Source organism: Treponema vincentii, assembly GCF_018336815.1.
Taxonomy (GTDB): Bacteria; Spirochaetota; Spirochaetia; order Treponematales; family Treponemataceae; genus Treponema.
Map to the genome: position 1 here is coordinate 1,309,555 of NZ_CP050497.1, position 24,495 is coordinate 1,334,049.

At 44.8% G+C, this 24,495-nt stretch carries 22 protein-coding genes, 1 tRNA gene and 4 pseudogenes; 16 read left to right on the forward strand and 11 right to left on the reverse strand.

Annotated elements, in window-relative coordinates; translation table 11 throughout:
- Positions 1 to 167 precede the first annotated feature (167 nt).
- Positions 168 to 2,091 (reverse strand): annotated as a pseudogene (locus GWP40_RS05980) (AMP-dependent synthetase/ligase).
- A gap of 417 nt (positions 2,092 to 2,508) precedes the next feature.
- On the opposite strand from GWP40_RS05980, the gene GWP40_RS05985 reads away from it, so the two are divergent.
- The 9 genes from GWP40_RS05985 (at position 2,509) to GWP40_RS06020 (ending at position 11,117) form a co-directional block, all read left to right on the forward strand.
- On the forward strand, positions 2,509 to 2,910 hold the full coding sequence (locus tag GWP40_RS05985) for an HIT family protein (RefSeq protein ID WP_212566461.1): 402 nt from the start codon (positions 2,509 to 2,511) through the stop codon (positions 2,908 to 2,910).
- A gap of 625 nt (positions 2,911 to 3,535) precedes the next feature.
- Complete coding sequence (gene ispE, locus GWP40_RS05990) at positions 3,536 to 4,420, forward strand: 4-(cytidine 5'-diphospho)-2-C-methyl-D-erythritol kinase (protein WP_212566462.1); 885 nt, start codon at positions 3,536 to 3,538, stop codon at positions 4,418 to 4,420.
- Positions 4,421 to 4,467: 47 nt separating this feature from the next.
- A complete protein-coding gene (gene spoVG, locus GWP40_RS05995; protein ID WP_016523359.1) occupies positions 4,468 to 4,728 on the forward strand; it encodes a septation regulator SpoVG in 261 nt (86 codons plus the stop codon).
- A 70-nt stretch (positions 4,729 to 4,798) separates the two neighbouring features.
- Positions 4,799 to 4,871, forward strand: a tRNA-Gln gene (locus GWP40_RS06000).
- 131 nt (positions 4,872 to 5,002) lie between these two features.
- A complete protein-coding gene (locus GWP40_RS06005; RefSeq protein WP_212566463.1) occupies positions 5,003 to 5,632 on the forward strand; it encodes a 50S ribosomal protein L25 in 630 nt (209 codons plus the stop codon).
- Between the two features lie 90 nt (positions 5,633 to 5,722).
- Positions 5,723 to 7,141 carry a tRNA lysidine(34) synthetase TilS gene (gene tilS, locus GWP40_RS06010; RefSeq protein WP_212566464.1) on the forward strand — a complete coding sequence of 473 codons (1,419 nt, stop codon included), beginning with the start codon at positions 5,723 to 5,725 and terminating at the stop codon, positions 7,139 to 7,141.
- A gap of 1 nt (position 7,142) precedes the next feature.
- Positions 7,143 to 9,053, forward strand: a complete 1,911-nt coding sequence (locus GWP40_RS06015; RefSeq protein WP_230974642.1) for a tetratricopeptide repeat protein — start codon at positions 7,143 to 7,145, stop codon at positions 9,051 to 9,053.
- Between the two features lies 1 nt (position 9,054).
- A complete protein-coding gene (locus GWP40_RS12750) occupies positions 9,055 to 9,228 on the forward strand; it encodes a hypothetical protein (protein WP_230974643.1) in 174 nt (57 codons plus the stop codon).
- A complete protein-coding gene (locus GWP40_RS06020) occupies positions 9,225 to 11,117 on the forward strand; it encodes a S1C family serine protease (RefSeq protein ID WP_212566465.1) in 1,893 nt (630 codons plus the stop codon). The genes GWP40_RS12750 and GWP40_RS06020 overlap by 4 nt, the downstream gene beginning before the upstream one ends.
- A gap of 4 nt (positions 11,118 to 11,121) precedes the next feature.
- Here the strand turns inward: GWP40_RS06020 and GWP40_RS13590 are convergent.
- A pseudogene (locus GWP40_RS13590) lies at positions 11,122 to 11,282 on the reverse strand (AAA family ATPase); the annotation flags it as partial.
- Between the two features lie 123 nt (positions 11,283 to 11,405).
- On the opposite strand from GWP40_RS13590, the pseudogene GWP40_RS06030 reads away from it, so the two are divergent.
- Together GWP40_RS06030 and GWP40_RS06035 are read left to right on the forward strand one after the other, a co-directional pair.
- Positions 11,406 to 11,657, forward strand: a pseudogene (locus GWP40_RS06030) (hypothetical protein); the annotation flags it as partial.
- A 197-nt stretch (positions 11,658 to 11,854) separates the two neighbouring features.
- Positions 11,855 to 12,790: an Rpn family recombination-promoting nuclease/putative transposase gene (locus tag GWP40_RS06035; protein WP_212566466.1), complete on the forward strand. Its 936-nt coding sequence runs from the start codon at positions 11,855 to 11,857 to the stop codon at positions 12,788 to 12,790.
- A 133-nt stretch (positions 12,791 to 12,923) separates the two neighbouring features.
- Here GWP40_RS06035 and GWP40_RS06040 read toward each other — a convergent pair whose 3' ends face one another.
- Entirely contained in the window at positions 12,924 to 13,166 is a 243-nt protein-coding gene (locus tag GWP40_RS06040; RefSeq protein WP_230974644.1) for a four helix bundle protein, read from the reverse strand.
- Positions 13,167 to 13,383: 217 nt separating this feature from the next.
- Between GWP40_RS06040 and GWP40_RS06045 the strand changes: the two are divergent.
- Both GWP40_RS06045 and GWP40_RS06050 read left to right on the forward strand, forming a co-directional pair.
- A pseudogene (locus tag GWP40_RS06045) lies at positions 13,384 to 13,611 on the forward strand (hypothetical protein); the annotation flags it as partial.
- Positions 13,612 to 13,824: 213 nt separating this feature from the next.
- A complete protein-coding gene (locus tag GWP40_RS06050) occupies positions 13,825 to 14,736 on the forward strand; it encodes an Rpn family recombination-promoting nuclease/putative transposase (RefSeq protein ID WP_212566468.1) in 912 nt (303 codons plus the stop codon).
- A 178-nt stretch (positions 14,737 to 14,914) separates the two neighbouring features.
- Here the strand turns inward: GWP40_RS06050 and GWP40_RS06055 are convergent, their stop codons facing one another.
- Positions 14,915 to 15,028 carry a four helix bundle protein gene (locus tag GWP40_RS06055; protein WP_212566469.1) on the reverse strand — a complete coding sequence of 38 codons (114 nt, stop codon included), beginning with the start codon at positions 15,026 to 15,028 and terminating at the stop codon, positions 14,915 to 14,917.
- Positions 15,029 to 15,137: 109 nt separating this feature from the next.
- Here GWP40_RS06055 and GWP40_RS06060 point away from each other — a divergent pair, with 109 nt between their 5' ends.
- The gene (locus tag GWP40_RS06060) at positions 15,138 to 16,022 is read left to right on the forward strand and encodes an Rpn family recombination-promoting nuclease/putative transposase (RefSeq protein WP_212566470.1); all 885 of its coding nucleotides are present in this window, start codon (positions 15,138 to 15,140) and stop codon (positions 16,020 to 16,022) included.
- Positions 16,023 to 16,072: 50 nt separating this feature from the next.
- Here the strand turns inward: GWP40_RS06060 and GWP40_RS06065 are convergent, their stop codons facing one another.
- From GWP40_RS06065 to GWP40_RS06075, 3 genes are all read right to left on the reverse strand, one after another.
- Positions 16,073 to 16,330, reverse strand: coding sequence for a type II toxin-antitoxin system RelE family toxin (locus GWP40_RS06065; protein WP_006188751.1), 258 nt, complete (start codon positions 16,328 to 16,330; stop codon positions 16,073 to 16,075).
- 5 nt (positions 16,331 to 16,335) lie between these two features.
- The gene (locus GWP40_RS06070; protein WP_162663440.1) at positions 16,336 to 16,566 is read right to left on the reverse strand and encodes a hypothetical protein; all 231 of its coding nucleotides are present in this window, start codon (positions 16,564 to 16,566) and stop codon (positions 16,336 to 16,338) included.
- A gap of 369 nt (positions 16,567 to 16,935) precedes the next feature.
- On the reverse strand, positions 16,936 to 21,393 hold the full coding sequence (locus GWP40_RS06075; protein WP_212566471.1) for an InlB B-repeat-containing protein: 4,458 nt from the start codon (positions 21,391 to 21,393) through the stop codon (positions 16,936 to 16,938).
- A 356-nt stretch (positions 21,394 to 21,749) separates the two neighbouring features.
- Here GWP40_RS06075 and GWP40_RS06080 point away from each other — a divergent pair, with 356 nt between their 5' ends.
- On the forward strand, positions 21,750 to 22,508 hold the full coding sequence (locus GWP40_RS06080; protein ID WP_230974645.1) for a hypothetical protein: 759 nt from the start codon (positions 21,750 to 21,752) through the stop codon (positions 22,506 to 22,508).
- 33 nt (positions 22,509 to 22,541) lie between these two features.
- Here GWP40_RS06080 and GWP40_RS06085 read toward each other — a convergent pair whose 3' ends face one another.
- From GWP40_RS06085 to GWP40_RS06100, 4 genes are all read right to left on the reverse strand, one after another.
- Positions 22,542 to 22,814: a BrnA antitoxin family protein gene (locus GWP40_RS06085; protein WP_212566473.1), complete on the reverse strand. Its 273-nt coding sequence runs from the start codon at positions 22,812 to 22,814 to the stop codon at positions 22,542 to 22,544.
- On the reverse strand, positions 22,786 to 23,103 hold the full coding sequence (locus tag GWP40_RS06090) for a BrnT family toxin (RefSeq protein WP_212566474.1): 318 nt from the start codon (positions 23,101 to 23,103) through the stop codon (positions 22,786 to 22,788). Before GWP40_RS06090 ends, GWP40_RS06085 begins: the two co-directional genes overlap by 29 nt.
- Before the next feature lie 326 nt (positions 23,104 to 23,429).
- A complete protein-coding gene (locus GWP40_RS06095) occupies positions 23,430 to 23,828 on the reverse strand; it encodes a putative toxin-antitoxin system toxin component, PIN family (protein ID WP_044013167.1) in 399 nt (132 codons plus the stop codon).
- Positions 23,825 to 24,073, reverse strand: coding sequence for an AbrB/MazE/SpoVT family DNA-binding domain-containing protein (locus GWP40_RS06100; RefSeq protein WP_044013163.1), 249 nt, complete (start codon positions 24,071 to 24,073; stop codon positions 23,825 to 23,827). The genes GWP40_RS06095 and GWP40_RS06100 overlap by 4 nt, the downstream gene beginning before the upstream one ends.
- 145 nt (positions 24,074 to 24,218) lie before the next feature.
- Between GWP40_RS06100 and GWP40_RS06105 the strand changes: the two genes are divergently transcribed.
- A complete protein-coding gene (locus GWP40_RS06105) occupies positions 24,219 to 24,371 on the forward strand; it encodes a hypothetical protein (RefSeq protein ID WP_212566475.1) in 153 nt (50 codons plus the stop codon).
- Positions 24,372 to 24,495: the final 124 nt, after the last annotated feature.

The following is a 24,495-nucleotide window of genomic DNA, read 5'->3' on the forward strand; positions in this document are numbered from 1 at the left end:
TCTTCTGCGTCATTTGCATACTCCTTGTACCTTGTAGTGTAAAACGGATAGGCAAAAAATGCAAGGAAAAAAAGAGATATAATCAGGGTAAACGCATTAGGGCATTTTTTTTAACAACCCCGCAGAAAAATTGATACTATTCGACCGGTTGTCCTAGAGTTATAATGTTAATCGGCGAATAAAGTATCGATTTGTTTACTATATAAAGTAGTGATCTTATAGCGCATTACGTCCTGCTTTGCCGAAAGTTCCACGCCCGCCTCAAAAGGTTTTGCAAGGAGTGTAAAACGGTTAATCCGTTCAAACAGCTTAAAACCGTTTTCATGGTTTATCAGCGAGGCAATTTGCTGCTCAAAAAGCTTTTTGATTTCAGGTTTTGCCAGCAGTTCTTCAAATGAGGCCGCCAGTATCCCTTGCTCTGCCGCATAGCTTTTAACCTCGGTTTCGTCTGCAACAATGAGCGCTCCTAAAAAGCGCTGATCCTGCCCGAGGACTACGGCTTGCGCGATAAATGGAGATTCTTGCAGCTTCATTTCTATCGGTACCGGTTCAATGTTTTCGCCGCCGCGCAGTACAATCGTATCCTTTTTTTCTGCCGCGCAGGATAAGCTCGCCGTCAAGTGTTTTAAGGCCGAGATCGCCGCTGTCGAACCAGCCATCCTTGTCGATGACCGCATCGGTTAAATCCTGCCGCTTGTAATAGCCCTTCATAATGCTGGTGCCGCGGATCATTACCGTGCCGAGCTGCCCGACCGGGAGCTCGTTCCCGTCATCATCGACAATCTTTACCGTTGTACACGACAGCGGCTTCCCGATAGTGCCGAACACGGGGCGTCCGAGCGGGCGCACCGACACAACCGGCGCCGTTTCGGTTAAACCATAGCCTTCGGTAACGCTTACGCCGATAGCCCAGAAAAAAGCGTCGATATTCGGTGGCAGCGCCCCTCCGCCTGAAACCCCTTGCCGGAAGCCGGTGCCGAGTTTAGTGCGAATCTTTTTAAACACAAGCGCATTGCCCAGCGCATAGAGCGGCAGAGAGAAAAGATACGGTATAAAGGAAACAATCGGACGGGTAATTTTTGTATAAAAGACAAAATGAGGATTAAGCCCTTTAACATTCCGCGCGTGGTGCGCATGGAACAAGCCTACCGCGACAAAGAAGTTAAACAGTTTTTGCTTAATGCCGCCTGCTTGCTTCATCGCCTTAAAAACACCGGTATAGACGGACTCCCATATCCGCGGCACCGATGGGAACAGCGCGGGGTTGGTTTTTGCAATGTCCGCAAGCAAGATGCTTCCCACCGGTTTTGAGTACACCATCCCCGCTGCGGAAGCCAAAATAACGTATTCGCAGAGCCGCTCAAAACTGTGCCATACCGGCAGAACCACGATCGCTTTTTCACCGGGATAGAGGATAACCCGTGTTTTAAGGTCATCCAACTGCACAATAAAGTTCTTATGCGTCAGCATAACGCCCTTAGGTTCGCCTGTCGTACCGGAGGTAAAAATGATCGTAGCGATTTCGGTATCGCTGCCGTTTTCCAGCTCCTGTTCAACCGTATTGGGGTGTGCTTTCCGATATGCCATACCTCGTTCGATAATCTCGTCATAACAGTAAATGTCGAAGTGCGAAATATCGCCCTTTGTTTTAAGCTCTTCATCGTGAATATCAAAAGGATTAAGAATGATGAGCGTTTTAAGCAGCGGGAACTGCGGCTGATTTTTAAGAATTTTTATACATTGATCCCGATTTTCTATGACCGCCGCCGTACATTCAGCAAAGGATAAAATACGTACTAAATCTTGCTCGGTTGCATCACAGCCGCGCGGAACATCGGCAGCTCCGATCGCCATAATCCCCATACTGGCATGATACCATTCCTTCCGGTTATCGGCGATAAGGCCGACTCTGTCCCCTCGTGCGATTCCGAGGGATAAAAGACCGCCTGCAAAACTCAATACCCGATCAAAAACATCGGAGTAGGAGAGGGGGATAAAATCGCCGTACTCATTCTTTGAATATTGAGCTGCAATATTCGGATATTTTTTTGTAATTTGTTGCAACAATTGCGGCATTGTGATGTCGTTCATGCAAAAACGCTAACACAAAAGAAAAAATCAGTCAAGTAAAAGGTAACCTCATCAGACGGTCTTCGGATATTCCCGCAAAATAAAGAGGCTGCTCAACCAGAGTTGAACCTCTTCGCGGTTCAAATGGTCTCACAGCCTCTTTATTTTGCGATTTTGTTCTATTTGTCTGATGAGGTTACCTTTCTGGTAAAATAAAATGTGTGAAATTTTTGACAAAATTTCACACAGAAGGAGAGCAACTTCATCAGACGGTTTCCGGATATTCCCGCAAAATAAAGAGGCTTTGATTGTTAAAAATAAGCTTGCCGTAAGCCTTTTGAAAATAGACGATGCAGTAGATGTGTCGTCTATTTTCAAAAGACGTATGATTGACGGCAAAGAGGTTTCCTTTTAAAATGGAAAGAAAAGGAGATAGCGATGGATGACTGTATTTTTTGTAAGATTATTAAAGGTGAAATTCCGTGTATGAAAATCTATGAAGATGAACATACGATTGTCTTTATGGATATTGCAAAAGATGTCGACGGACACATGCTCGTTGTACCAAAGAAGCATGTTACAAATATCTTGGATGCGGACGAAGAAACGCTCCATCACGTAATGGATACGGTAAAAAAAGTTGCCAATCACTGCGTAACTGACTGCGGGTATGAGGGCATCAATATGCTGAATGCAAATAACCAATGCGCAGGGCAGACCGTTTTCCATCTGCATGTACACCTTGTCCCGCGGAAGTCAGGCGATGCCGTGCCGAGCTTTCCGAAATTCGGCGGCGCAGTGCACCCGCTCGAAGAAACGTATAAAAAACTCAAAATCTAAGAGTATCAGTGCAACCGCATTAAAAATATTTTTAGCGGTTGCCTTCCTTCTGTTCGAAATTTTACTTAAAATTTCGAACGGTTTGTTTTAGAAGAAGGTTTATTTTCAGCGGTACAAATGGTACCGCTGAAAAACACGTCGAGTTTGCTTACGCAAACATCGCGTATTGACGTATGCGCGTTCCGCGCACAAATGCAACAGTTTCCAAAGTTGAAACTTTGTTCAACTGTTGCATTTTAAAGAAGGCTTATTTTAGACAATGCAGTTGGCATTGTCTAAAAACGCTGCGAGTTTGCGTAAGCGCAAACGTCGCCTATTGACTGCACTTTTTCATTTCGTTGCAAAAGTGCAGCAATTCGCCAATCCTCGCCTTTTGATAAAGACTGCGGTTGTCGAATTTATAGGAAGGGCAAACTGCATCAGACAATATAGATCAAAATCGTAAAATAAAGAGGTTAGGTAGAACAAATGCTTTTTGAAAATAGACGGTACAGATACGAGGCGCGAGTACAAATTAACCGCAGACGTATCTTTGATACGTTGAGGATTAATTTGTGTGCAGCAACGAAGTAGATGCACCGTATATTTTCAAAAAAATTTGCAGTATTGACAAAACTCGTATTATATGAATAATGCTTCAAGCATGAGTGCCGATGCAATTAGTCTTTGTGCATATTCAAAGATTAATATTCATCTAAAGGTTCTGGCAAAAAGAAAAGACGGGTTTCATAACCTCGAAAGTATTTTTCAGCGTATTTCAATAGCGGATTATCTTTCTCTAGAAAAGTCGAGCGATTTACACGGTTGTACGGTCGAATCCCCGTTATTGCCTTTGCCTGCTGAAAACACATTGACTAAAGCATGGGAAGTATTTAAAGGTGCAACAGGAATCAATGGCGGCATAAAGGTTCGGTTAATAAAAAATCTTCCTGTAGGAAGCGGGTTGGGGGCAGGTTCTTCCGATGCAGCTGCTTTGCTGAAGGTCGTGAATAAGCTTTTTGCAATGCCGTTGAGCGATTCCGAGCTTACAACACTTGCCTTGCAGGTTGGGAGCGATGTGCCGTTTTTCCTAAAGGATCCGGCAGGGGTTGTTACGGGGCGTGGAGAGGTTTTTGAGCCGATACAAGCTCGTACTGACTGTTTCGGTATACTGATTTGGCCGGATGTGCAGAGTTCAACGAAAGAAGCCTATTCGCTTTTGGATAAACAAAGGGAAGTGCTTTCAGGTGAATATGAAGCATGGGGATACGAAAAGCTGGTTGCGCAGTACCGTGCGCCGTTTAAAACATGGCGTTTTGTAAATGATTTTCAACCGGTGCTTGAGCAACGTTATCCTGTTATTGCTCAGGTGCGTAAGGAACTCCATGAACAGGGTGCGGAATTTGCGCAGATGAGCGGTTCGGGTTCAGCCGTATTTGGATTGTTTAGTTCTAAAAATCTTATGGCTTCTGCCTTTCAATGCTTGGCAAAAAGATGGAGCTGGTGTCAACCGTTTCTTTTACTTGCCTAAGAATACTTTGCGGTGTATAATGAGTCTACCGTAAGGAGGGGCATAGTATGACGATCACTGATGTCCAAATTCGGAAGACTGTAGCTGAAGGCAAGTTAAAGGCCTATGCAACCGTTACCTTTGATGATTGCTTCGTATTGCATAATGTGAAGCTGATTGAGGGAGAGAAGGGTGTTTTTGTTGCGATGCCGAGCCGCAGAACTAAGACCGGCGCATATAAAGATATTGCGCATCCGATAACGCCTGAATTCCGATCGGTACTGCAAGAAAAAATACTTTCCGCATACGAGGCTTGTGCAGAAAGCTAGAACCGACGGTATGCAGATCGGTTTGTAAAAACATGGAAATTACTGTGCGTGAATGTACGGTTTTTTATAATGGGACGTCGGCAAGTGGTAAGCCAACGGCTTTTGGTGCCGTCATTCCGTAGGTTCGAATCCTACCGTCCCAGTCTGAAGGAGATATGGATTGTTTTGTTGCAAAATAATCCGTATTGACTTTATATGAATGTAAATATAAAAAAGGGGCTTTTCATATAGAAGGAGCCTCTTGTTTGCTTTATATGCAAAGGAGTTCCTGATTATGGAAGAGAGAGTTTTGACTGCCTGCCGCCGAACAGGTTTTGGAAAAGCCGCTGCTGCGCAGTGCCGCAGGGCTAATCGTTTGCCTGCAGTTATTTATGATAATGCAGGTCGTTCAACAGCTATTGATGTCCCCTATCGCGATTTTGAAAAATTATTCAAAACAGTTACCGAAAGTACGCTTATTACCATTAAAGTTGATGAAAAAGATGAATTTGAAGTTTTCATCAAAGATTATCAATATGATATCGTAAACGATAAAGTTTTCCACGCAGACTTCTATGCCGTTGAACGCGGTCAACTGTTGCGGACTAAAATTCAGATTCGGCTTTCAGGATCTCCCGAAGCATGTCGTCAAGGTGCTGTTCTGGAAACCGGTATTGCAGAACTTGAAGTTGAATGTTTGCCGCGTGATTTGCCTGAGCGCATCGTTGTCGATGTTGAAAAACTCGGCGCTAACGAAGCGATTCACGTTCGAGATATTAAAGTTCCCGAAGGCGTTAAGGTTTTGACGGATGCAGATTTAGCGGTTGCAATGGTTAAATTCGCCAAAGAGGAAGCCCCTGCTGCTACGGATGAAACAGCAGATGCCGCCCCCGCGGATGCCGCTACTCCGGAAGCAAAAGAGTAATCTCCTTATCAAAGTGCAGGTCTTATACCTGCACTTTTTTTCTGTTCTGTTCTTGTATTTTCCTCAAAAACGTTTTATTCTCCTCATTGTATGTGTTCCGATTCTCTCGTCGATGCCGTATTTGATAATCTTAAACCGTTTTTAACACATATTCCTTGTCGGTTTCTCCTTGCCTGCTCAGGCGGTGCGGATTCTACGGCATTGCTGTTAGCCTTTCATCAATTACAGGTGCGGCTTCACTGCCGGTTAACCGTAATTACGGTTAACCATAATATCCGCAGTGCGGAAGAAAGCGCCGCCGATTTAACCTTTGTCGCCGAGTTGTGCAGCCATCTGGAGCCGCCGGTACCCTGTGTTGCTGCGGAAATCCCTGCAGGAGAAGTTGCGCGTTATGCAAAAGAGCGTAACAGGGGAATCGAAGATGCCGCACGTGCGCTGCGATACCGGCTTTTTGAAGAAACCGCCGCTTCCGTTGGCGCCGACTATATCGTAACAGCGCATAACCGTAGTGATGTATACGAAACGGTGTTGATGAGGCTCTTTCAAGGAGGCAGTACGGTGAGTTTATCCGTAATGCCGGTGCAGCGCGGACGGTATTTACGCCCGCTTATCACAGTAGAACGGAGCGATATAGAAGCATTTTTACGGAAGCGGGGTATTGAATGGCGTGAGGATTCCACCAATACGGAAGATACGTATCTGCGTAACCGAATCCGGCATCATTTGGTGCCGGCATTGGCTGCGGCCTTCGGCGGATGGCGCACCGGGCTGGATAAAACGCTGCAGCGGGTTAGTTTGGATCGCTCATTTTGCGAAGAAGCGCTGGCTGCGGCGCGTGCGAACTTTACCGGTACGGACGGCGCGGCGGATTGGGAGCACTGCAAACACGGTGCGCTTACAATCGCGGCGGATTTCTTCGATTCGCTCCATCCCGCGCTGCGGCTCAGGGCGCTTGAGCAGGGGTGCCGCCGACTCGGGATCGGGACACGGGTTCCGCTGGGAATACTCCTCAGGCTTTCGTCCGCACACACGGCAGCGCCGGAAATTCGCTCACAAGTTTCTGCTGCCGGTGTGCTTCGGTTGGAACGCCGCGGGGAGCGTATCCTGCTGTTTGACAGCGCTGCCTATCGTAGGCTTTATAATCAAAAGACATACGTTCTGACTATTCCGCAATGCGGCGAGTATGCGTATCCTTTGGGGCAGTTGGAAGTGTATCACACTGCGAAGGGTATCTTTGTGCGGGATAGCGAGGATACAAGCGGCGGGATAGGCCCGTTTACGCTTCCCATTTCCATTAGGTCACGGCGCGGCGGCGATCGGATTCAAATGAAATCCGGAAATGTAAAAAAAGAAGTAAAAAAAATTTTAAATGAATGGCAGGTTGATTCACTTGCTCGCGAACTTTTGCCGATTATCATAGAGGATACTTGTATTCGGAGGCGTACTCGCATACGCGCCCTGTATGGTAGCTTCCTTGGATATAGAAACTGGTTTGTGGAGGAACAATAGAATGCTCAAAACTATAAAACGGAGAATCCTTTTAATCGAAGCGCTGCTGGTATGTTTACTGCCTGTTACCGCAGCATATTCGCAAACGATAAACCGTGAACTGCAGCAAATGAATACCTCGTATGCGCTGCAATATTTGCAAAAAGCAGCGGAGTTCTATACCGATGCAAACTATGCGGAAGCGCTTGAATATGTCGAAAAAGGTATGACGTTTGACGATTCCTTTGCAGATTTCTTCTATTTAAAAGCTCAATGCCTTATTCAATTAGACGGTACCCGCGCACAATGCCTTGATGCTGCGGAAACGGCTCTGACTTCGGGGCTAAAGTTGCGTATCTATAACCGCGACAATCTCGTTTTATTGCTCGCCCGTCTTTATACTGAAACGGAACACTACAGTGAAGCGATTCAAGTGTTGGACTCGCTTGCGTTTGATTCCGCCGACCGTGACTTTTACCGTGCTGCTGCACTCTACGGTTTAGGGCGTGACGGGCAGGCGCGGGATGTAATCGAAATCGCGTTGAGCCGCTGGAGTTTTGATGTTCGCTTCCCACGGCTGTTCTTTTTACAGGAGCGGGATAAAGCGATGACCCGCGCAGGGAAAAAACTTGCCGACGCTCTTTTGCAGCAACTCTATGTCTGGATTGAACAAGAGCCGTCACTGGCAGTGTATGCCGCTCCCTTTGATCCTAACCCTAAGGAAAACAGCCGCCGTTTAAAAGTTTACCGTAGTATGTATGAGGCGGATAACCGGAATCTTGATGCACGGACACAGCTTGCTGCGGTTTTAGCTGAACTACGGTATGGCGTTATTGATGAAAAGACCGCCATTAAAGAGTTTTTTGCCGTAACCGTTGCCGCTCATCTGCCGCAAAGGACAAATGGTAAAGCGCCCACATCCGCTTTGTATTCCGATCAGCTGATTGAGTTGTGCCGACTGACCGGTACGAATGCTATGAGAAAAGAAATCGGTAATCGTCTTAAAACATTTAGCGGCGTGCTTTTAGAGGATGATAACCGCGACGGCATCTCCGATACAGTTGTTTTCTTTGAACAAGGACGCCCCGTATCGGCCTATTTTGATCTGAATCAGGATGAAGTGTATGAATATCAGGTGCAGTGTAATTTCGGCGCCCCTGATCTCATCTTTACGCCGAAAAACGGTTATGCCGTTCAATATGATAGCTATCCCGCAGTACATTCGATTGTGCAGAAGGCGGAAAGACGGGAATATATCATGCGTCCGCTTGCACTCCGATGGGAACCGGTCTCTCAGACTGAACTTGATTTGAGGCTGCGCGATACCGATGCGGAAGCTCCTGCTTTCTTTACGCTGCGGTTACGCAATAATGCCCGCCTGCTGCAAGAACACGATTTTATCTTTTCGGTGTTGTACAGTGAAGAACCTGCGCCGTCGGATAACAATGCGCTTATGCGGATGCACTTTGAAGACGGCCGGATTATTTCGGCTGAAATAAAGACGGGAACGAAAACGCTTGCGCTTGCTCGGTACCGGAACGGCGTGCTTGCTCAAAAAGAGTATGACTATGACGGAGACGGATTTTTTGAAGTGCTGGAGCAATATGGCAAGCAGGGAAAGCTCGAAAAAATTTCGGTTGATATCAATAAAAATAAGTTGTTTGAATATTATGAAATGTATAAGACGGATGGTACTATCATAAAAAATTGGGATAAAAATGAAGACGGAATACCGGAAATTCAGTATACGCAGTTTCCGTCGGGAAATGCGCAGACGGTGTGGAAGCATCGGTATTCGGGGCTTCCGGTATCGGTTTACTATAAAAAAGGAACGCCGGAACGGTTGACTATCGGAAAAACGAGCGTGCCGCTGATAAAAGATCCTACGCAGAATATATACTGGCTCGAAATGCGTCCCTCTTTTTTCGGATAAAGTGGCTGAAAAATTGGCAGAGTTGTTCAAGGATACTAATTCCTATATGGAAGCGCGGACGGTGATAATCGGAAGTTATGAGCTCTATGCCGTCCGTTCCGAAGGCGCCGTGTTCGTTCAAATGTTGCGCGTTCCCGAGCGGGCAGTTCCTGTTAAGGTCGAGGGGCGAAAGTGAGATTGAGCCGGTTTTCATTTAACATATACGCACTGATTGTACTTGTGGTTACTTTCGACGCCTGTACATCAGTTACTCCTTCTTTTTCTCAAAGTGTCGATTACACGGATGGCCGCAGCGTAACACGGGAGATTGAAGCTGTCCGTGCCCTTATCGCAGAAAAACCGCTCGATGCTCTCCTACGGGCAAAGCGTTTAACGCTGTATACCGAAAGTACCGGTGAAACAAACACGTTGTATCAAGAGTCCAAGAGTGCTGTTGAAGCACTATTTTTTAAGGATGTAGAGAACGGCGAATGGGAAGATGCGCTCAAACTATTCCGCTCGCTTACTGCGTTAGGAGAAGCGCCGGTGCAGTGGACTGAGCAAAAACTCGTGTCGGCGCAGCGGAATAAATGGAAGGAAAAAAAATTCGATGCACTGATTCAGGCTACCGCCCGCTTATCCGACGGGGGACATGATGCGCCGTCGTTGGAAACGGTTCGAAAAATGATGAAAGGAACCGTAACAGTGTGGGTTGACCGCGGTATGACGATTAAAAAAGGTTTAGGGATGGCCGACCGAATGATCGGTTCGGGCTTTTTTATCGACGCTAACGGCTACCTAATTACAAACTATCATGTTATTCAAAGCGAAGTTGATCCCGAATACGAAGGATTTTCCCGTGTGTACATTAAGCGTGCGGAAAATCCTACGGTGCGGATACCGGCAAAGGTAGTCGGCTGGGATACAATCTTTGACCTTGCGCTTCTTAAAACGGAGATTAATCCCGAAGTTTATTTTCAGCTCGGTTCTTCGGAAGACTTAAATATCGGCAGCAGAATCTATGCGATCGGCTCGCCCGCCGGATTGGAACAGACGCTTACTTCCGGTATCGTGTCAGCGCAAAACCGGCGACTGCTGTCTTTGGGAAGCGTATTGCAGATTGATGCACCCGTTAATCACGGCAGCTCAGGCGGGCCGATTATCGATGAGGCGGGTAGGGTGCAGGCAATTGTGTTTGCCGGGCTTGAACGCAACGAAGGCTTAAACTTTGCAATACCGGTTGAACTGCTGCGCCTGATTCTCCCTCAGCTCTACGCAGGCGGCGAAACTGTCCACGCATGGATGTCCTGCTATGGAGTTTCCGTAAAGGAATCGCCGCAGCAGGAGGCCGGTACGGAGCTGGTCTATGCAGTGCCGGGATCCTCCGCATCTGTTATTCCCGCCGGCGCTGTTATTACTCATCTGAATGGACGGGCGGTTCCCAGCTTGGAAGCGCTGCAGACTGAGCTGATGCGGTTGGCTACCGGTACGATTGTTAAGATTTCAGGCTATGCTCCCCTGCATACTTCTGCCGCGAGCGGTGTTCTTTCCCACGGCACTGGCACCGATGCGGCAGGCAGTACCGGTAATAGAGCAGACAGTACCGCCCCCGATGCAATCGGCAACTCGGGTAATAGCGAGGCTGGTATTGCACATATCAGTACCGGTGATACGGTGGGCACTACAAGTGAGGCCGCCGGCAATATGGGCGGGGCGGAACAGCGCGAACACCGTTGGGAAAAAACACGGCAGGATTGGTATGTACAGCTGGAAGCCCGTCCTAAACAGCCTGCCGAACAGGTGTATCGTAAGGATAGCCGCGCGCGGGCTATGCTGCCGGTGTACGGTATTTACCTTGAAAGCGCCGGCGGAAAAAAGTCTTTTCGGATAACGGAAGTTATTCCCGGCAGCTACGCCGATGAAACAGGCTTTTCCGCCGGCGATTATCTTGAGATTCACAAGATGGAAGTGCAAAAAGCCGAGGAAGCGCTTTTCACCCGGATTTATACCAAACGTCGGAAATCCGCCTATCTCGATACTTTTATGGACATCTGGGCATACTTAGATAATCCGTCATACTTTTAGGGATAAGGGAAAGACTCTTACCGAACCTTTGCGGACGGCTGAGAAAATACGGATTTGATGATTGGATCAGATGCCAAATGAACGGCGTTTTATCAATAAACAGCCATCCCTGAGGAGTTTTTCAAAGCTTTGTATGCCGACTAGCCGCTTTCGTGGAAAGTTCATCCTCAGCTTAGCTTGCCACCACCGCCACCTTGTTACTCCGTATTTCTATTTTTCATTAAAAACAAAGGGGATTTGCTTAGCCATTTTGCTCTAAAAGTCGTATAAGGACTATAGGAGGTGTGAATGACACAAAAACCTTTTGAAGACCTCACCATTGCAGATGATTTCATGTTCTGTAAGGTTATGGAGTATGAACCTATCTGTAAAGAATTTCTTGAGATGCTTTTTAATGCTAAAATCGAAAAAATCACGTATCTATCGTCCCAAAATACCGTTACCGCTAATTCCGGAGCCAAAACCGTCCGGCTTGACGTATTAGTAAAAGACGGATCGGGTACATCCTACGATATTGAGATGTCGTTCTCCGATAGACATCCGTGTCTATCGGAAAACACGAGTTTTGCCATTCGGCAAAACATCGCTGCTGCTAGAACCAGCGGCATCCGTGCCGCTTCTGAAATACCTTTTGCAAAGAGGAGCTTAAACACCTTATTTTGATTCAGATTTTATAATGCGGTATCTCTGACTCCGATGACCTTACACTATCGAGCTTTGTATGCTATACTACTATCATGTTAGAAACCGTACCGGATAACCGTAACTATAAGGACTCTGTTTTTGTCGATCTATTCAGCACCGATGAAAAAGCAAAAGAGCGGTTTTTGTCTCTATACAATGCTTTGCACGGTACTCAGGTGCATGATGTTGCCTTACTAGAAAATATCAAGCTTGAACAAGTGATGTATATGAGCTTTGCCAATGATGTCTCGTATCTTGTCGAAAACAAAATTATTGTCCTTGCCGAACATCAATCGACTATCAACCCTAATATGCCATTGCGCTGCCTTGAGTATGTCAGCCGTCTGTATGAAAAACTCTTTGAATCAAAGGAAAAGTATAGCCGTAAACTGCTCACTATCCCGACACCGGAATTTTATGTTTTTTATAACGGTAAAGAAGTTTATACTCGAGAAGCGACGCTTAAACTATCCCACGCATTTAAGGAACAGACGGAACAACCAAACTTGGAATTAATTGTCAAAGTGGTAAACATAAACCGGCACAATGAACATCCGCTCTTGGAGCTGTGTAAACCCATCAATGAATATAGCATTTTTGTCCAAACAGTGAGAAAATGGAAAGAGCTTGATCCGGTATATGGTTTTCAAAAAGCCATTGAGGAGTGTATAGCAAATAATATTTTGCGAGAATATCTCGAACGGAAGACGAAGGAGGTAATAAACATGTTGCTGGCCGAATATAATTATGAAGAAGATATTGCCGTACAACGTGCAGAAGAACGTGAAATAGCCTTTGCTGAAGGCATAGAACAAGGTATAGAGCAGGGTATAGAACAAGGTATAGAACAAGGTATAGAACAGGGTATAGAACAGGGTGCTCATAACAAAGCTGTTGAAAGTGCAAGAATTTTAAAGCAGCTCCATTCTGATACTGCAATGATTATGCAAGTAACCGGTTTAAGTGCTGAAGAAATAGCAAGGCTATAGGGGAAGGAGCGATCAATTCTTAATTGGTAAGGGGAGGAAAGACACTTTTTTCGGATAAAAGTTTCTTTCCTCCCCTTCAACCCTTCCTATCTTCAAAATAACCGCTTAGGGTTATCACCCTAAGAACCCGCCTTTATCCCAAGAGCTTTGCATAAAAGTCTGCCTTGCTTTGTCCTTGCTGGGCTTCTTTAATGTTTGCCCCGATGCTCGTTCCGCTTTTTAAAAGCTGTTTTGACATAACAAACTCACGGTTCGTATCACAGAGCTTTTTGTACAAGGCGATGACCTTCAACGCAAACGCCTTAGATTTATCAACAATCACATTATCAGGTTTCATTTCTTTTAATTTGTAATGTGTAATCAATTTGTAATTCATAATTACCAATTACCAATTGCCCCCCTTAGTTTTGCTCCTGACGCGGATTGGTATTGTTGTTGAAAGCAGAGGCTGGTTCCACTGCAACTGCATCATCGGAGTCCGTATTTCCATTTAGTAATTTTTAATTAAAAATGATGAATTATCCCCATTTTGTTAGCCATTTCTTCATCCGTGCTCTATAAGTAGTTATATATGCCTTATGGAGGAACCTACTATGAAGAAGCATAATCGCCGATACAAAGATTCTGTCTTTGTCGACTTTTTCAGCGAAGACAGGACTGCAAAAGCTAACTTTTTAGCGCTCTATAACGCGCTGCACGGTACTGATTACCAATCTACTGCTATTCTAAAGAACATACGGCTGAAACAGGTACTCTATATGAGTTTCGCTAACGATGTATCGTATCTCGTTGACAATAAGATTATCGTGCTGGCAGAACACCCTCGCTCAAGAATGTACATCCGTGTACATTCTTGAGCTGCAAGTTTGCAAGGCAAACTTGTTACTGCGTAGAACCAGCGGCATCCGTGCCGCTTCTGAAATACCTTTTGCAAAGAGGAGCTTAAACACCTTATTTTGATTCAGATTTTATAATGCGGTATCTCTGACTCCGATGACCTTACACTATCGAGCTTTGTATGCTATACTACTATCATGTTAGAAACCGTACCGGATAACCGTAACTATAAGGACTCTGTTTTTGTCGATCTATTCAGCACCGATGAAAAAGCAAAAGAGCGGTTTTTGTCTCTATACAATGCTTTGCACGGTACTCAGGTGCATGATGTTGCCTTACTAGAAAATATCAAGCTTGAACAAGTGATGTATATGAGCTTTGCCAATGATGTCTCGTATCTTGTCGAAAACAAAATTATTGTCCTTGCCGAACATCAATCGACTATCAACCCTAATATGCCATTGCGCTGCCTTGAGTATGTCAGCCGTCTGTATGAAAAACTCTTTGAATCAAAGGAAAAGTATAGCCGTAAACTGCTCACTATCCCGACACCGGAATTTTATGTTTTTTATAACGGTAAAGAAGTTTATACTCGAGAAGCGACGCTTAAACTATCCCACGCATTTAAGGAACAGACGGAACAACCAAACTTGGAATTAATTGTCAAAGTGGTAAACATAAACCGGCACAATGAACATCCGCTCTTGGAGCTGTGTAAACCCATCAATGAATATAGCATTTTTGTCCAAACAGTGAGAAAATGGAAAGAGCTTGATCCGGTATATGGTTTTCAAAAAGCCATTGAGGAGTGTATAGCAAATAATATTTTGCGAGAATATCTCGAACGGAAGACGAAGGAGGTAATAAACATGTTGCTGGCCGAATATAATTATGAAGAAGATATTGCCGTACAACGTGCAGAAGAACGTGAAATAGCCTTTGCTGAAGGTATAGAACAAGGTATAGAACAGGGTATAGAACAAGGTATAGAACAAGGTGCTCATAACAAAGCTGTTGAAAGTGCAAGAATTTTAAAGCAGCTCCATTCTGATACTGCAATGATTATGCAAGTAACCGGTTTAAGTGCTGAAGAAATAGCAAGGCTATAGGGGAAGGAGCGATCAATTCTTAATTGGTAAGGGGAGGAAAGACACTTTTTTCGGATAAAAGTTTCTTTCCTCCCCTTCAACCCTTCCTATCTTCAAAATAACCGCTTAGGGTTATCACCCTAAGAACCCACCTTTATCTCAAGAGCTTTGCATAAAAGTCTGCCTTGCTTTGTCCTTGCTAGGCTTCTTTAATATTTGCCCCGATGCTCGTGCCGCTTTTTAAAAGCTGTTTCGACATAACAAACTCACGGTTCGTATCGCAGAGCTTTTTGTACAAGGCAATGACCTTCAACGCAAACGCTTTTGTCTAATTTGTAATTTATAATTCATAATTATGAATTTTTCGTATTTTTCAAGCCATTTTTACATCCGTGCTTTATATAAAGGGTATGGAGGCAAAAATGGAAGACACCTATAGATTAACACTTAAAAACGATTATTTATTTAAGCTCTTGCTCGGCTCGGAAGAGAATAAAGCCTGCTTGCAGGACTTTCTTGAATGCGTACTGGATATGCCGAGTGGTATGATTGCAGAGCTTGAACTACTGGACAAAGAGCTTACCAAAAATGAACTCACCGATAAAACGGGAATTCTTGATGTCAAGCTTCGTTTAACCGATGGAACAATTATCGACATTGAAATACAAAACTCTTGGTCTGCCGAATTTATTCCTCGAACACTGTTCTATTGGTCTAAAATGTACATTGAAGGCTTTAAAGAAGGAGAACCGTATACCAGTCTTACAAGATGCATTGCTATTAATCTGATCTCACAAGGTTTTAAGCTCAATAGTGAAATACATTCTACCTATAGTATACTGGAGCAAAAAACACAGCAGCCACTTACTGACTTACTGGAGATACATTTCCTCAACTTGTCGGCAGTAAAAGGACCTGAAATACGGCAAACTATCACTACCAAAAAGCAAGAAAAGCTGCTAAACTGGTTACGGTTTATAGAAACGGATGACAAGGAGGTAAGAACTATGTTAGCAACAACTTCACCGGTATTGCAGATGTTGAATGAGAAAATCGATATACTCAGTTTGAATCCTGAAGAACGCAAGCTCTATGAATCGAGAATGAAGCTAAAAAGCGACATAGCAACTATTTCTGAAGTGCAATTCAAGGCAGGGATCGAACGCGGTAAATCGCTCGGCCTTGCAGAAGGTTCCCACCAAAAAGCGCTCGAAACGGCAAAAAATCTCCTGCAATTTGGGCTTTCTCGGGAAAAGATAGCGCAAGCGACCGGCCTTACCCAAGCAGAGGTCGAAGCGATAAAATAAATCTTAATCATGAATTTATAATTAAGATTTAGCCCCACACACACATTATCTCATCGATACACTGTTGACCGGTGATCGATTTCGATGACGGTGATAACCAATTTATCATCATGGATACGGCACAAAATGCGGTAATCGCCCACGCGGTAGCGCCATAGACCAGCAAGGTTTGAACTAAGCGCTTTTCCGCGGGAGCGCGGATTACCGAGCGCGGCAATTTCGCTCATATACCTTTTAATGCGGTTTTGTATTGGCTTATCAAGACTTGAAAACTGTTTACCTGCTTTCGGAGCGTATTCAATTTTCATTTTAATTATAGTCCAAGCTCTTTGTACAGAACTTCAGCAGGGATTGCAGGTTCCCCGCTTTTTTCAAAGTCAAACCACGCCTTTTCGGCGAGTGCAGCATCTTCAGCATCTTCTTGCAATTCGGCAAGGTAGCGGCTTAGGGCATTTTCCAAAACCGTATCTTTGGTTGCTCCGCTCATTTGCGCAGCCTGCTCCAATTCCCGATATGCTTTATGTGTCATAGTCATTGTAGGCATAGTAAGTCTCCTCGTCTTTTATTATACCATAGGTCATCTCTAAAAACTCGGTTAGCTTTTAGAGATGACCGACGAGTTTAAACTTAAGCCTTTATACAATAATGACTTAAGTTTAAACGTCGCAAATTAAATCTAAGGAAAACCTCTAAAAACTGAGGTTTTTAGAGGTTCCCCATAGTTCCCTTGAAATCTTAATTAAAAATTATCCCCCTCCCTTGCCGTAGAGAACCGCCTCGGATGACGGAAAAGCGTTAAGTAATCGATGTTTTGGCAGGCGTAAGCCTGCCAAAACTCGTGTTGAAAATTGTACTTAGGAAGTATGCGCAAAGTCCGCAATGCGGACTTTGCGCCGTTGTCAAATCCCCCCCCTTAGCTTTCCGTATTACCGGAAGTGTTGTGCAAATAGTAATAAGTATTACCTCCAATTACCGAGCCGGAGCCTAAGTTGTCCTTTATCTCGCCGGCTTCCCAGTAAAAGTGATGATCAAGCATTACCGCCTTGCCGTCGTTGGTTGCTGTATTCTTGGTAATTGTTCCGCCAGTTCCGCCGTCTTCCTTACCCATCGTAAAAATTCCATGTGTAAATACGCCGCCGCCTTTGTCGGCTGTGTTTCCTTCTATTTTTCCGCCTGTCATCGTAAACTTCCCGTACATGTTGTAATAACCGTCCGCGTTCACATATACGCCGCCGCCGTGTTCGGTTGCTATGTTTCCTTTAATTGTTCCGCCGGTCATCGTAAAGATTCTGTGGGCGGCATGTATATATACGCCGCCTCCGTTTTTAGCTTTGTTGCCGCTAATTTCTCCTCCTGACATGGTAAGGTTTCCGTCTGAAACCACAGGACCTATGTTGCCATTTTTAAAGCCGGTAATTGTTACGCCGCCTTTGATTTCCGCCTTGCCTCCTCTTTCTACAAAAAGCGCGTATTGACTATTACTGCCGTAATCAGCTCCTTGCAGCGTTATCGGCCCTTTTAATATTAACGACGCATTTTCTTGTACCTGTAAGTGTTTATAATCGTTCCCCTTGCTAGGACATGTTAAGGTTACTTCTCTATCAGCCTTGAGCATAATCTTTCTATAACCCCATATTTCAACCGTTTTAAGGTCGCTGATATTCCCCAGCTTTATAATAGTATTGTTGGGGCTACCATCAATTACCGTTTTCAACATGTCAGGATCCTCGACTTCTGCTTTCAAGTTACCGTTGTCAGCAATATACCAAAATACATTCCAGTTCTCCGAGTCCTCCGTAACTTTCTCCGGCGGAACGATGAACTTCTTGCGGTTTTCCGGTGAGCCGCCTGTTATATTGCCCGTAAGCACCGTCGTCGCCCTGTAGCTTTCCGGTGTAATGCGCGCGGCGTGCGCGTGTGACAAAATGCCGTCAACGGTTATCGTCTTTCCGGTCTTCAAATACACGTCGTTTTTCCCCTTATCATTCGCCTCTGATCCGGTAGAGGGCGTAACGATTGCGGATCCGCTCATCTTAAAGGTTCCGTCCTGTACATAAACGCCGCCGCCTGTGGTTGCCGTGTTGTCCTTAATCTGTACGCCGTTGTTAAGCGTTACGATGCTGCTGCCTCCGGTGATATAGATGCCGCCGCCTGTGGTTGCCGTGTTGCCCGTAAGGGTGCAGCCATCCATGGTAACCTTTGCGCCCCCCTCGACCAGCAGGCCGCCAGCCCTCACGTTTCCCTTGTTGCTCTTAAGGGTACAGCTTTGCATGCTGACGGTTGCCCCGTGGACATACACCCCGCCGCAGCCGTTTGACGCGTCGCCGTGTGTCGATTCATTGCCCTCAAAGGTGCAGCTGTTCATGGTAACGGTTGACTTGTTTGCACGCACACCGCCACCCCTCGCGGCCTTGTTGCCCTTAACCGTTACGTTGCCTTTAAGCGTCAATTCACAGCCATCGTTGATATAGATGCCGCCGCCGAAGCCATAGTCGTCGGTTACCGTGTTGCCGTTGATGGAACCGCCGCTGATTGTTACGTGCGCAGCATTATCGTCGCGTTTTGTTGCATACACTGCGCCGCCATTCTTGTTCGCCGTGTTGTCCGTAAGGGTGCAGCCTGTTATTTTGACACTTGCACCATGTACGTAAATTGCACCTCCGTCGCCGGGTCCATCGGATCCCTCAGCCATACCATTTTTAAGCGTCAGGTTTTCCAGCGTGAGCGTTTTGTTGCTTTCCACTTTGAAGATGCGGTGCTTCGGTTTGCCGCCGGTGCTGTTGTTTGCGTCGATCACGGCGGATGATGCGCCGGTCGCCCTTTTAATCGTCAGGTTTTTGTTGATAACGATTTCGCCGTTGTTGCCGGTATCGCTCGTCGCCTTTATTTCGCCGTCTATGGTAAGGGTAGCGTTATCGGGTGCGCTTTTAACCGCACGCGCAAGGTCTTTCCACGTTGCCGGATTTTTTATGTGCGACTGGTAAAACTTCACCGTTACGGTTGTATCTGCGGTTACGTTGGAAAGTGTATAGGTTGAGTTTGTTCCGTTTACTACGATATTGCCCTTTTTCCATTCCGCAACTTCCCAGTCTGTATTGGTGGGATCCGCGGTAAAGCCTACACTTCCGCCGTCTTCAACTGATGTGCTGCCGTTTTCTACAAAGCTACCTGAATCGGCTTTAATCTTTCCTCCCGCTTTGTCGTCTACGATTTCTACGCGGTAGGTTACGTTGTAGCGAGCCTTCTTCCACTTTGCATAGAGCGTTACTATCGCGTCTTGAGCCGTCGCAAGATTGGTTACCTGTGCTTCATCAGCATAGAATGTAGAACCGTCTGCACTTGTTGCCCAGCCGTCAAAGGTATGACCGCTTTTAATAAATTTGTTTTTAGTAAGCGCCTTAGTCGTATCATCATACGTAAACAGCTGGTCGGCCATAGTTCCGGTGGCAGCGTTGTCATTCTTGTCAAAGTGCACTTTGTAGGTATTTGCCGTCCACTGCGCCGTGTACGTTGCATCCGCTGCAGGGAACGTCAAAGTCAGCGCCGGTGCGCTACCTTCCGGCTTCCAGCTGTTAAAAGTATAGCCGGTTTTTTGCGCAGTAGGAGCCGTAAGCGTTGCGCCGTATTTACCTGATACCGTCTTATTATCTGTGCTGCCGTCGATTTTTCCACCGTTTGGATTAAACGTCAAATGAACGGTCTTGCGCTTGTAGTATACTTTTACTACTGTTGAACCGTCAGCAGCGATGGTCGGGGAGGCCGGTTCAAGTTTATCGAACTCAAAGCCGGGATAGCTTTTTAGCGTTACGGCAGCATTCGCGCCGGTTGTACCCGTTGCATTATCATCCGTATCGGTAGGCTCGGCAGGATAATTATTATCATTAACATTCTGTTGGTAGTGTTTTACCTTATAGGGCGTATCTGCACCTGCCGTCCACTGCGCATAGAGCGTCATATCACCGGTTACCATGTCCGTTGCAAAGTTCCACGCTTGCCCTGCAGAACAGGCTTTATCTTTATACCAGCCGGTTACTCCGAACCCTTGTTTTTTCGGCCGCGGGTCGGGTGCTGAAACTGTAGCGCCGTGCAGCGCAATCTTAGAAACTGCGGTAGTACCGTCCGGATAGACTCCTCCGTTTGCATCAAAGCTTACCGTGTGTCCTTGCACAACCTTATAATAGACAGTCCGCACCGGCGTTGCCGCAAAGTCAGTGCCGTCCGTGTAATACTCCAGCTTATACTTCTTTTCACCGGCGCCGTTTAACGGAAGCGGTACGGTAACGGGATTGCCGTCATACTTTATCGGCGTTGAACTGCCGGTATCGGTCAGCGTACAGTGCACCGTCGTGTTTGCCGTCGGCGAAGACGCGGTCAGTTCAGCTCCGGCGCTGCCGGTACCGATGATAATAGGATCGGCTTCGCTGCCGCTTCCGGAAATTTTCGTTCCTTTCGTGATGGTAATATTCTCTGCTTCCGCCTTATTCGGTTTTGTACTTGCGTTCAGTATGTCGGAAGCTAAGCCTCTTTCGTCTATAAGTTTAATCGTATAGTCTTTTTTTGCAGCGCCGTCTTTCACTTCAACATCGGTTTTATAGTACAGTACCCAGCTGCTGTCGGCGGGAACATCATCGGCGTCCGGCTCATTCAGCTTTTCTGCATCGGAATGCGTAATAAAGACATCAGCTTCCGGTTTGGTAAATGCGGTTTGCGCTTCATTAGCCGAAAACGTATAGGGTGTTCCGTTGACCTCAATACGGGCAAGATCTTTATGCAAAAGCCCGCCCGGCACCCTCTTATCCATATCCGGCACCTTGATGCACAGCACATAATAAGCAGGCGAACCGGTTGTCTTTGCAACGGTGAAACTCGGATTCTGAGGGGGTGTATTCGCTTTTAGCTTTAGAGTGTAGGTTTGTTTAAAGAGGCGGCCGTCTGCGGCATACAAGGAGAGGGTGGAAGAAAGGTCTTGCGCACCCCATTCATGCGCTTTTAAAAAAGAAGCCTTATACGTAAGGGTCAGACTTTGTCGGTCTTCGGATTGTGTGAGCGTATAATCCGTACCCGCTACCGGAGCCTGTGTTAAATGCTCAAACACAACCACCTTTTTTGCCGGGGCTGCCGCCGGAGGTAAATCGAGCGAAAAAGATTTAGGATTTTTCAGCTTAAACGTGACGGAAACATCTTCAGCCGAGGGGACACTCGGTATGCTGTTGAGGTCGTTTTGTAATACCGCCTTTATGCTTGAATCGGTAATATACGCTTCCGATGCCCAATAGCTGAGATAGTCGTCTATATTTGCGGTAAACTGATTACAGGATGCAAACAAAAGAGTAAACAATATTCCGGTTAAAATGGCATAAAATTTCCGCATAGAACAACTACCTATATCTTATATATTGAAAAGAAATCTAAATATATTAACAGAAATCTTCCATATAAGATACGTTTTTAGCGCAAAAATAACCGCGGTTGCTTAAAAAGAACCATGGTTACAGGGAAAGCAGCTCAGGTAATCGCATCAAAAGTGTTGTTTGGTAAGCCCGCAGAATAATGAAGACCGTTCAACCAGAGTTGAACCTCTTCGCGGTTCAAATGGTCTCGCGGTCTTAATTATTCTGCGATTTTTATCTACTCTGCCTGATACAATTGCCCCTCTGCTAGAAAAAAGAGGGAAGACAATCGCAAGTCTAGAATTGTTGCATTATTTTTGATATGGTACTGCCGATTATGAGTAAAAAACTAAGCCCTGATCGTCTGTTATATATTTTAAATGCCGGTATGATGACCCTTGCAATGATAATGAATATTAAAGTTGCTATTCCATACGTATCTGTTATACCGTATATGAATTTGATCAAAGCTGCGCTGAATGCTTTCTGCGTGTGTCTTTCCATTATCCTTATCGTTCATCCCGAAAAAAAGCTCTTAACCTATATCGTCTTTTTTGTCGAAGCAGGAAATGCCGTCCTTGTCGGCTTTATGGGAATCGGAACTTCGATGTTCTGTATCGGTATTATCATCTGTTTTGTTAATGGAGAATTTGCCATTAATCGGAAAAAAAAGGTGATATTGCTTGGTGGTTACTGGTTGCTGGTTACTATCACAATCTATCCCGTCCTCGGATTTGCATTCGTTATATTTGAAATCTTAGGAACCCTCTTCGGGCTTACCGTCTGCGTTGTACTGTATCAAAAACTCGAAGGAAAGCTTTCGTATCTTTTGCTGCCGGACGAAACGATAACGACTGCCATTACCCTGCCACCGAAAGGTTCAACCTTAAAATTATCGGATTATGAACTTTCGGAACGGCAAATTGCATTCATCCTCGGTTCGATTAAACAAGGGGAAACCTACGAAGCGCTGGGAAATCGCTATCATGTCAGCACCTCAGTGGTCAAAAAAGATATGGCTGCAGCCTGTAAATATTTCGGCGTCGCCAACCGAGAAGCGCTGCGGATTTTATTGTTGCAATATAAGCTTGAGTAACCGGCGATTATTATATAAAACTATCAGGATCGATTAATAATCACCGGTAGTAATAGCTTTCCTTAAAATACTATTTATTTTTGTTTGATAGCCTTTACCTCCGGATTGAAGTGCCGCAAGAATATCCGCATCGATCTTTATAGAAATTGTTTTTTTAACGGGCGTTACATTCCAATATGCTTCATGCGCCGGTCTGAGTCTGGCTATTTGTGCCTTTGTCAGTTTGGGGCTATCCTCATCATACGATATAGGGTGATTTTTTATTTCTTCCAATCTTTCAGCCGTTAATTTTGTTGAAATAATCATAATATTCCTCCCTCAAGTCTTTCTCTGCTTGCCGTGCGGATATTAACCGTATTCTGTCTTTCTTTTCAGTAAAAAAGACCAATACTATCAATATTCCATTCAAATTACCAATTCCGTAGTATCTATCTTCTGTTTCAGAATGCTCAAAATCATATCCGATTAAAAATGCAGGATCATCAAATACTTCCAATATTTCTTCGAAAGCGATTCCATGTTTTTCAATATTAGCACGATTTTTGTCTTCGTCCCACTCAAAACGATTATCGTTGCTTATAATTGTTTTTCCCATAGGGAAAATATATACTGATGAGGATATATCGTCAAGTATATTTATCGTTGGACAACGATAATGACTCCAAGGTATAACTTCGGCGGCTACAATAGTTAAAACTGTGCAAAAAGCCGCCCAAATATTGACATAATGACGTAAAAAATTGAAACTACACAGATAAATAGACGGGCATCTCTAAACACTCAGGTATAGTTTTTAGAGGTTCTCATATTTGCGTTTTAGTGAAAGAGGGGCATTTCTAAAGATTAAAGTTTTAGGGGTTCCCGATAACGCCTTTTATAGACAAGGAGTATGAGGTATGTATACACGACCCTTGCGCTATCTTAAATCAATTCAAAATACGCTGCCGGTGTAAAGATGAGTGGTTTATCAATTTTTATATCTTCAAAATCCTTATCACCTGTGATTAAAATATCCGAATCGGATAAAATTGCAGATACAAGAACCGGTAAATCTTTTATATCTCGAATTTCCGGATATTTCTTTTCATCGATTTTTTCGGGAGTCTTAAATTCTTCAAACCTGATTCCATTAAAAAAAATATTCAACTGTTCTTTTTTTAATGGAAATTTCTTTTCAAAAACTTCTTTACATTCGTCCTTTATGTATGAAGCAATTATTACCGTGTGCTTTTCAATTAAATGAGAAAAAACCTTAGCAACTTTAGCATTGGGAAAAAGTATCGCAGAAATAATGATATTGGTATCTACGAAAACTCTCAACGTGTTTTCCTTAATTCTTTGATGTATGCAACAACATCATCTTCCGTTTGAAAGCCTTCTTTTTCTGCCTCTCCTCGCATTTGAGTTTGAATATTTGACAAAGTTATTTGAGAAGCATTTGCAATATACACTTTTCCTTTGCTTTCTTCAAAAAAAACTTTATCACCGCTTTTTAACCCAAGCATATCTCGTATTACAAGAGGAATAGTGATCTGCCCTTTCGATGTTACTTTTGCCAGTTCCATAAAACATCTCCTTACTTTCCTTACTTGTACTATATACTAACGGAGGAAATGCCGTCAAGGGACTGTTCAGCGGAAGGGCGGAGGCGGATATCCCCTATCAGGTGCTATACATCCGTGTACAGCACCTGATAACGAGTTTGACGAAATGTCAAACTCGTTGCTGAGCAGAACCACGTCCATCCGTGGACGTTTTGCAGAAAAAGAACAGCAGGAAGGCTTTGCAGTGAAGCGGAAAAACCTGCCTCCGATGATGCAGGAACGGAAAAAAGATTGGAGCCGGAGACCGGTTTTTGCGTAAGCAAAAAGCCGCCCAAATATTGACATAACAACACAAAAAATTGAAACTAGTAAGAATAAATAGATGTGCGTTTTAGTGAAAGAGGGACATTGCTAAGGCTTGAGGTTTTTAGAGGTTCCGGATA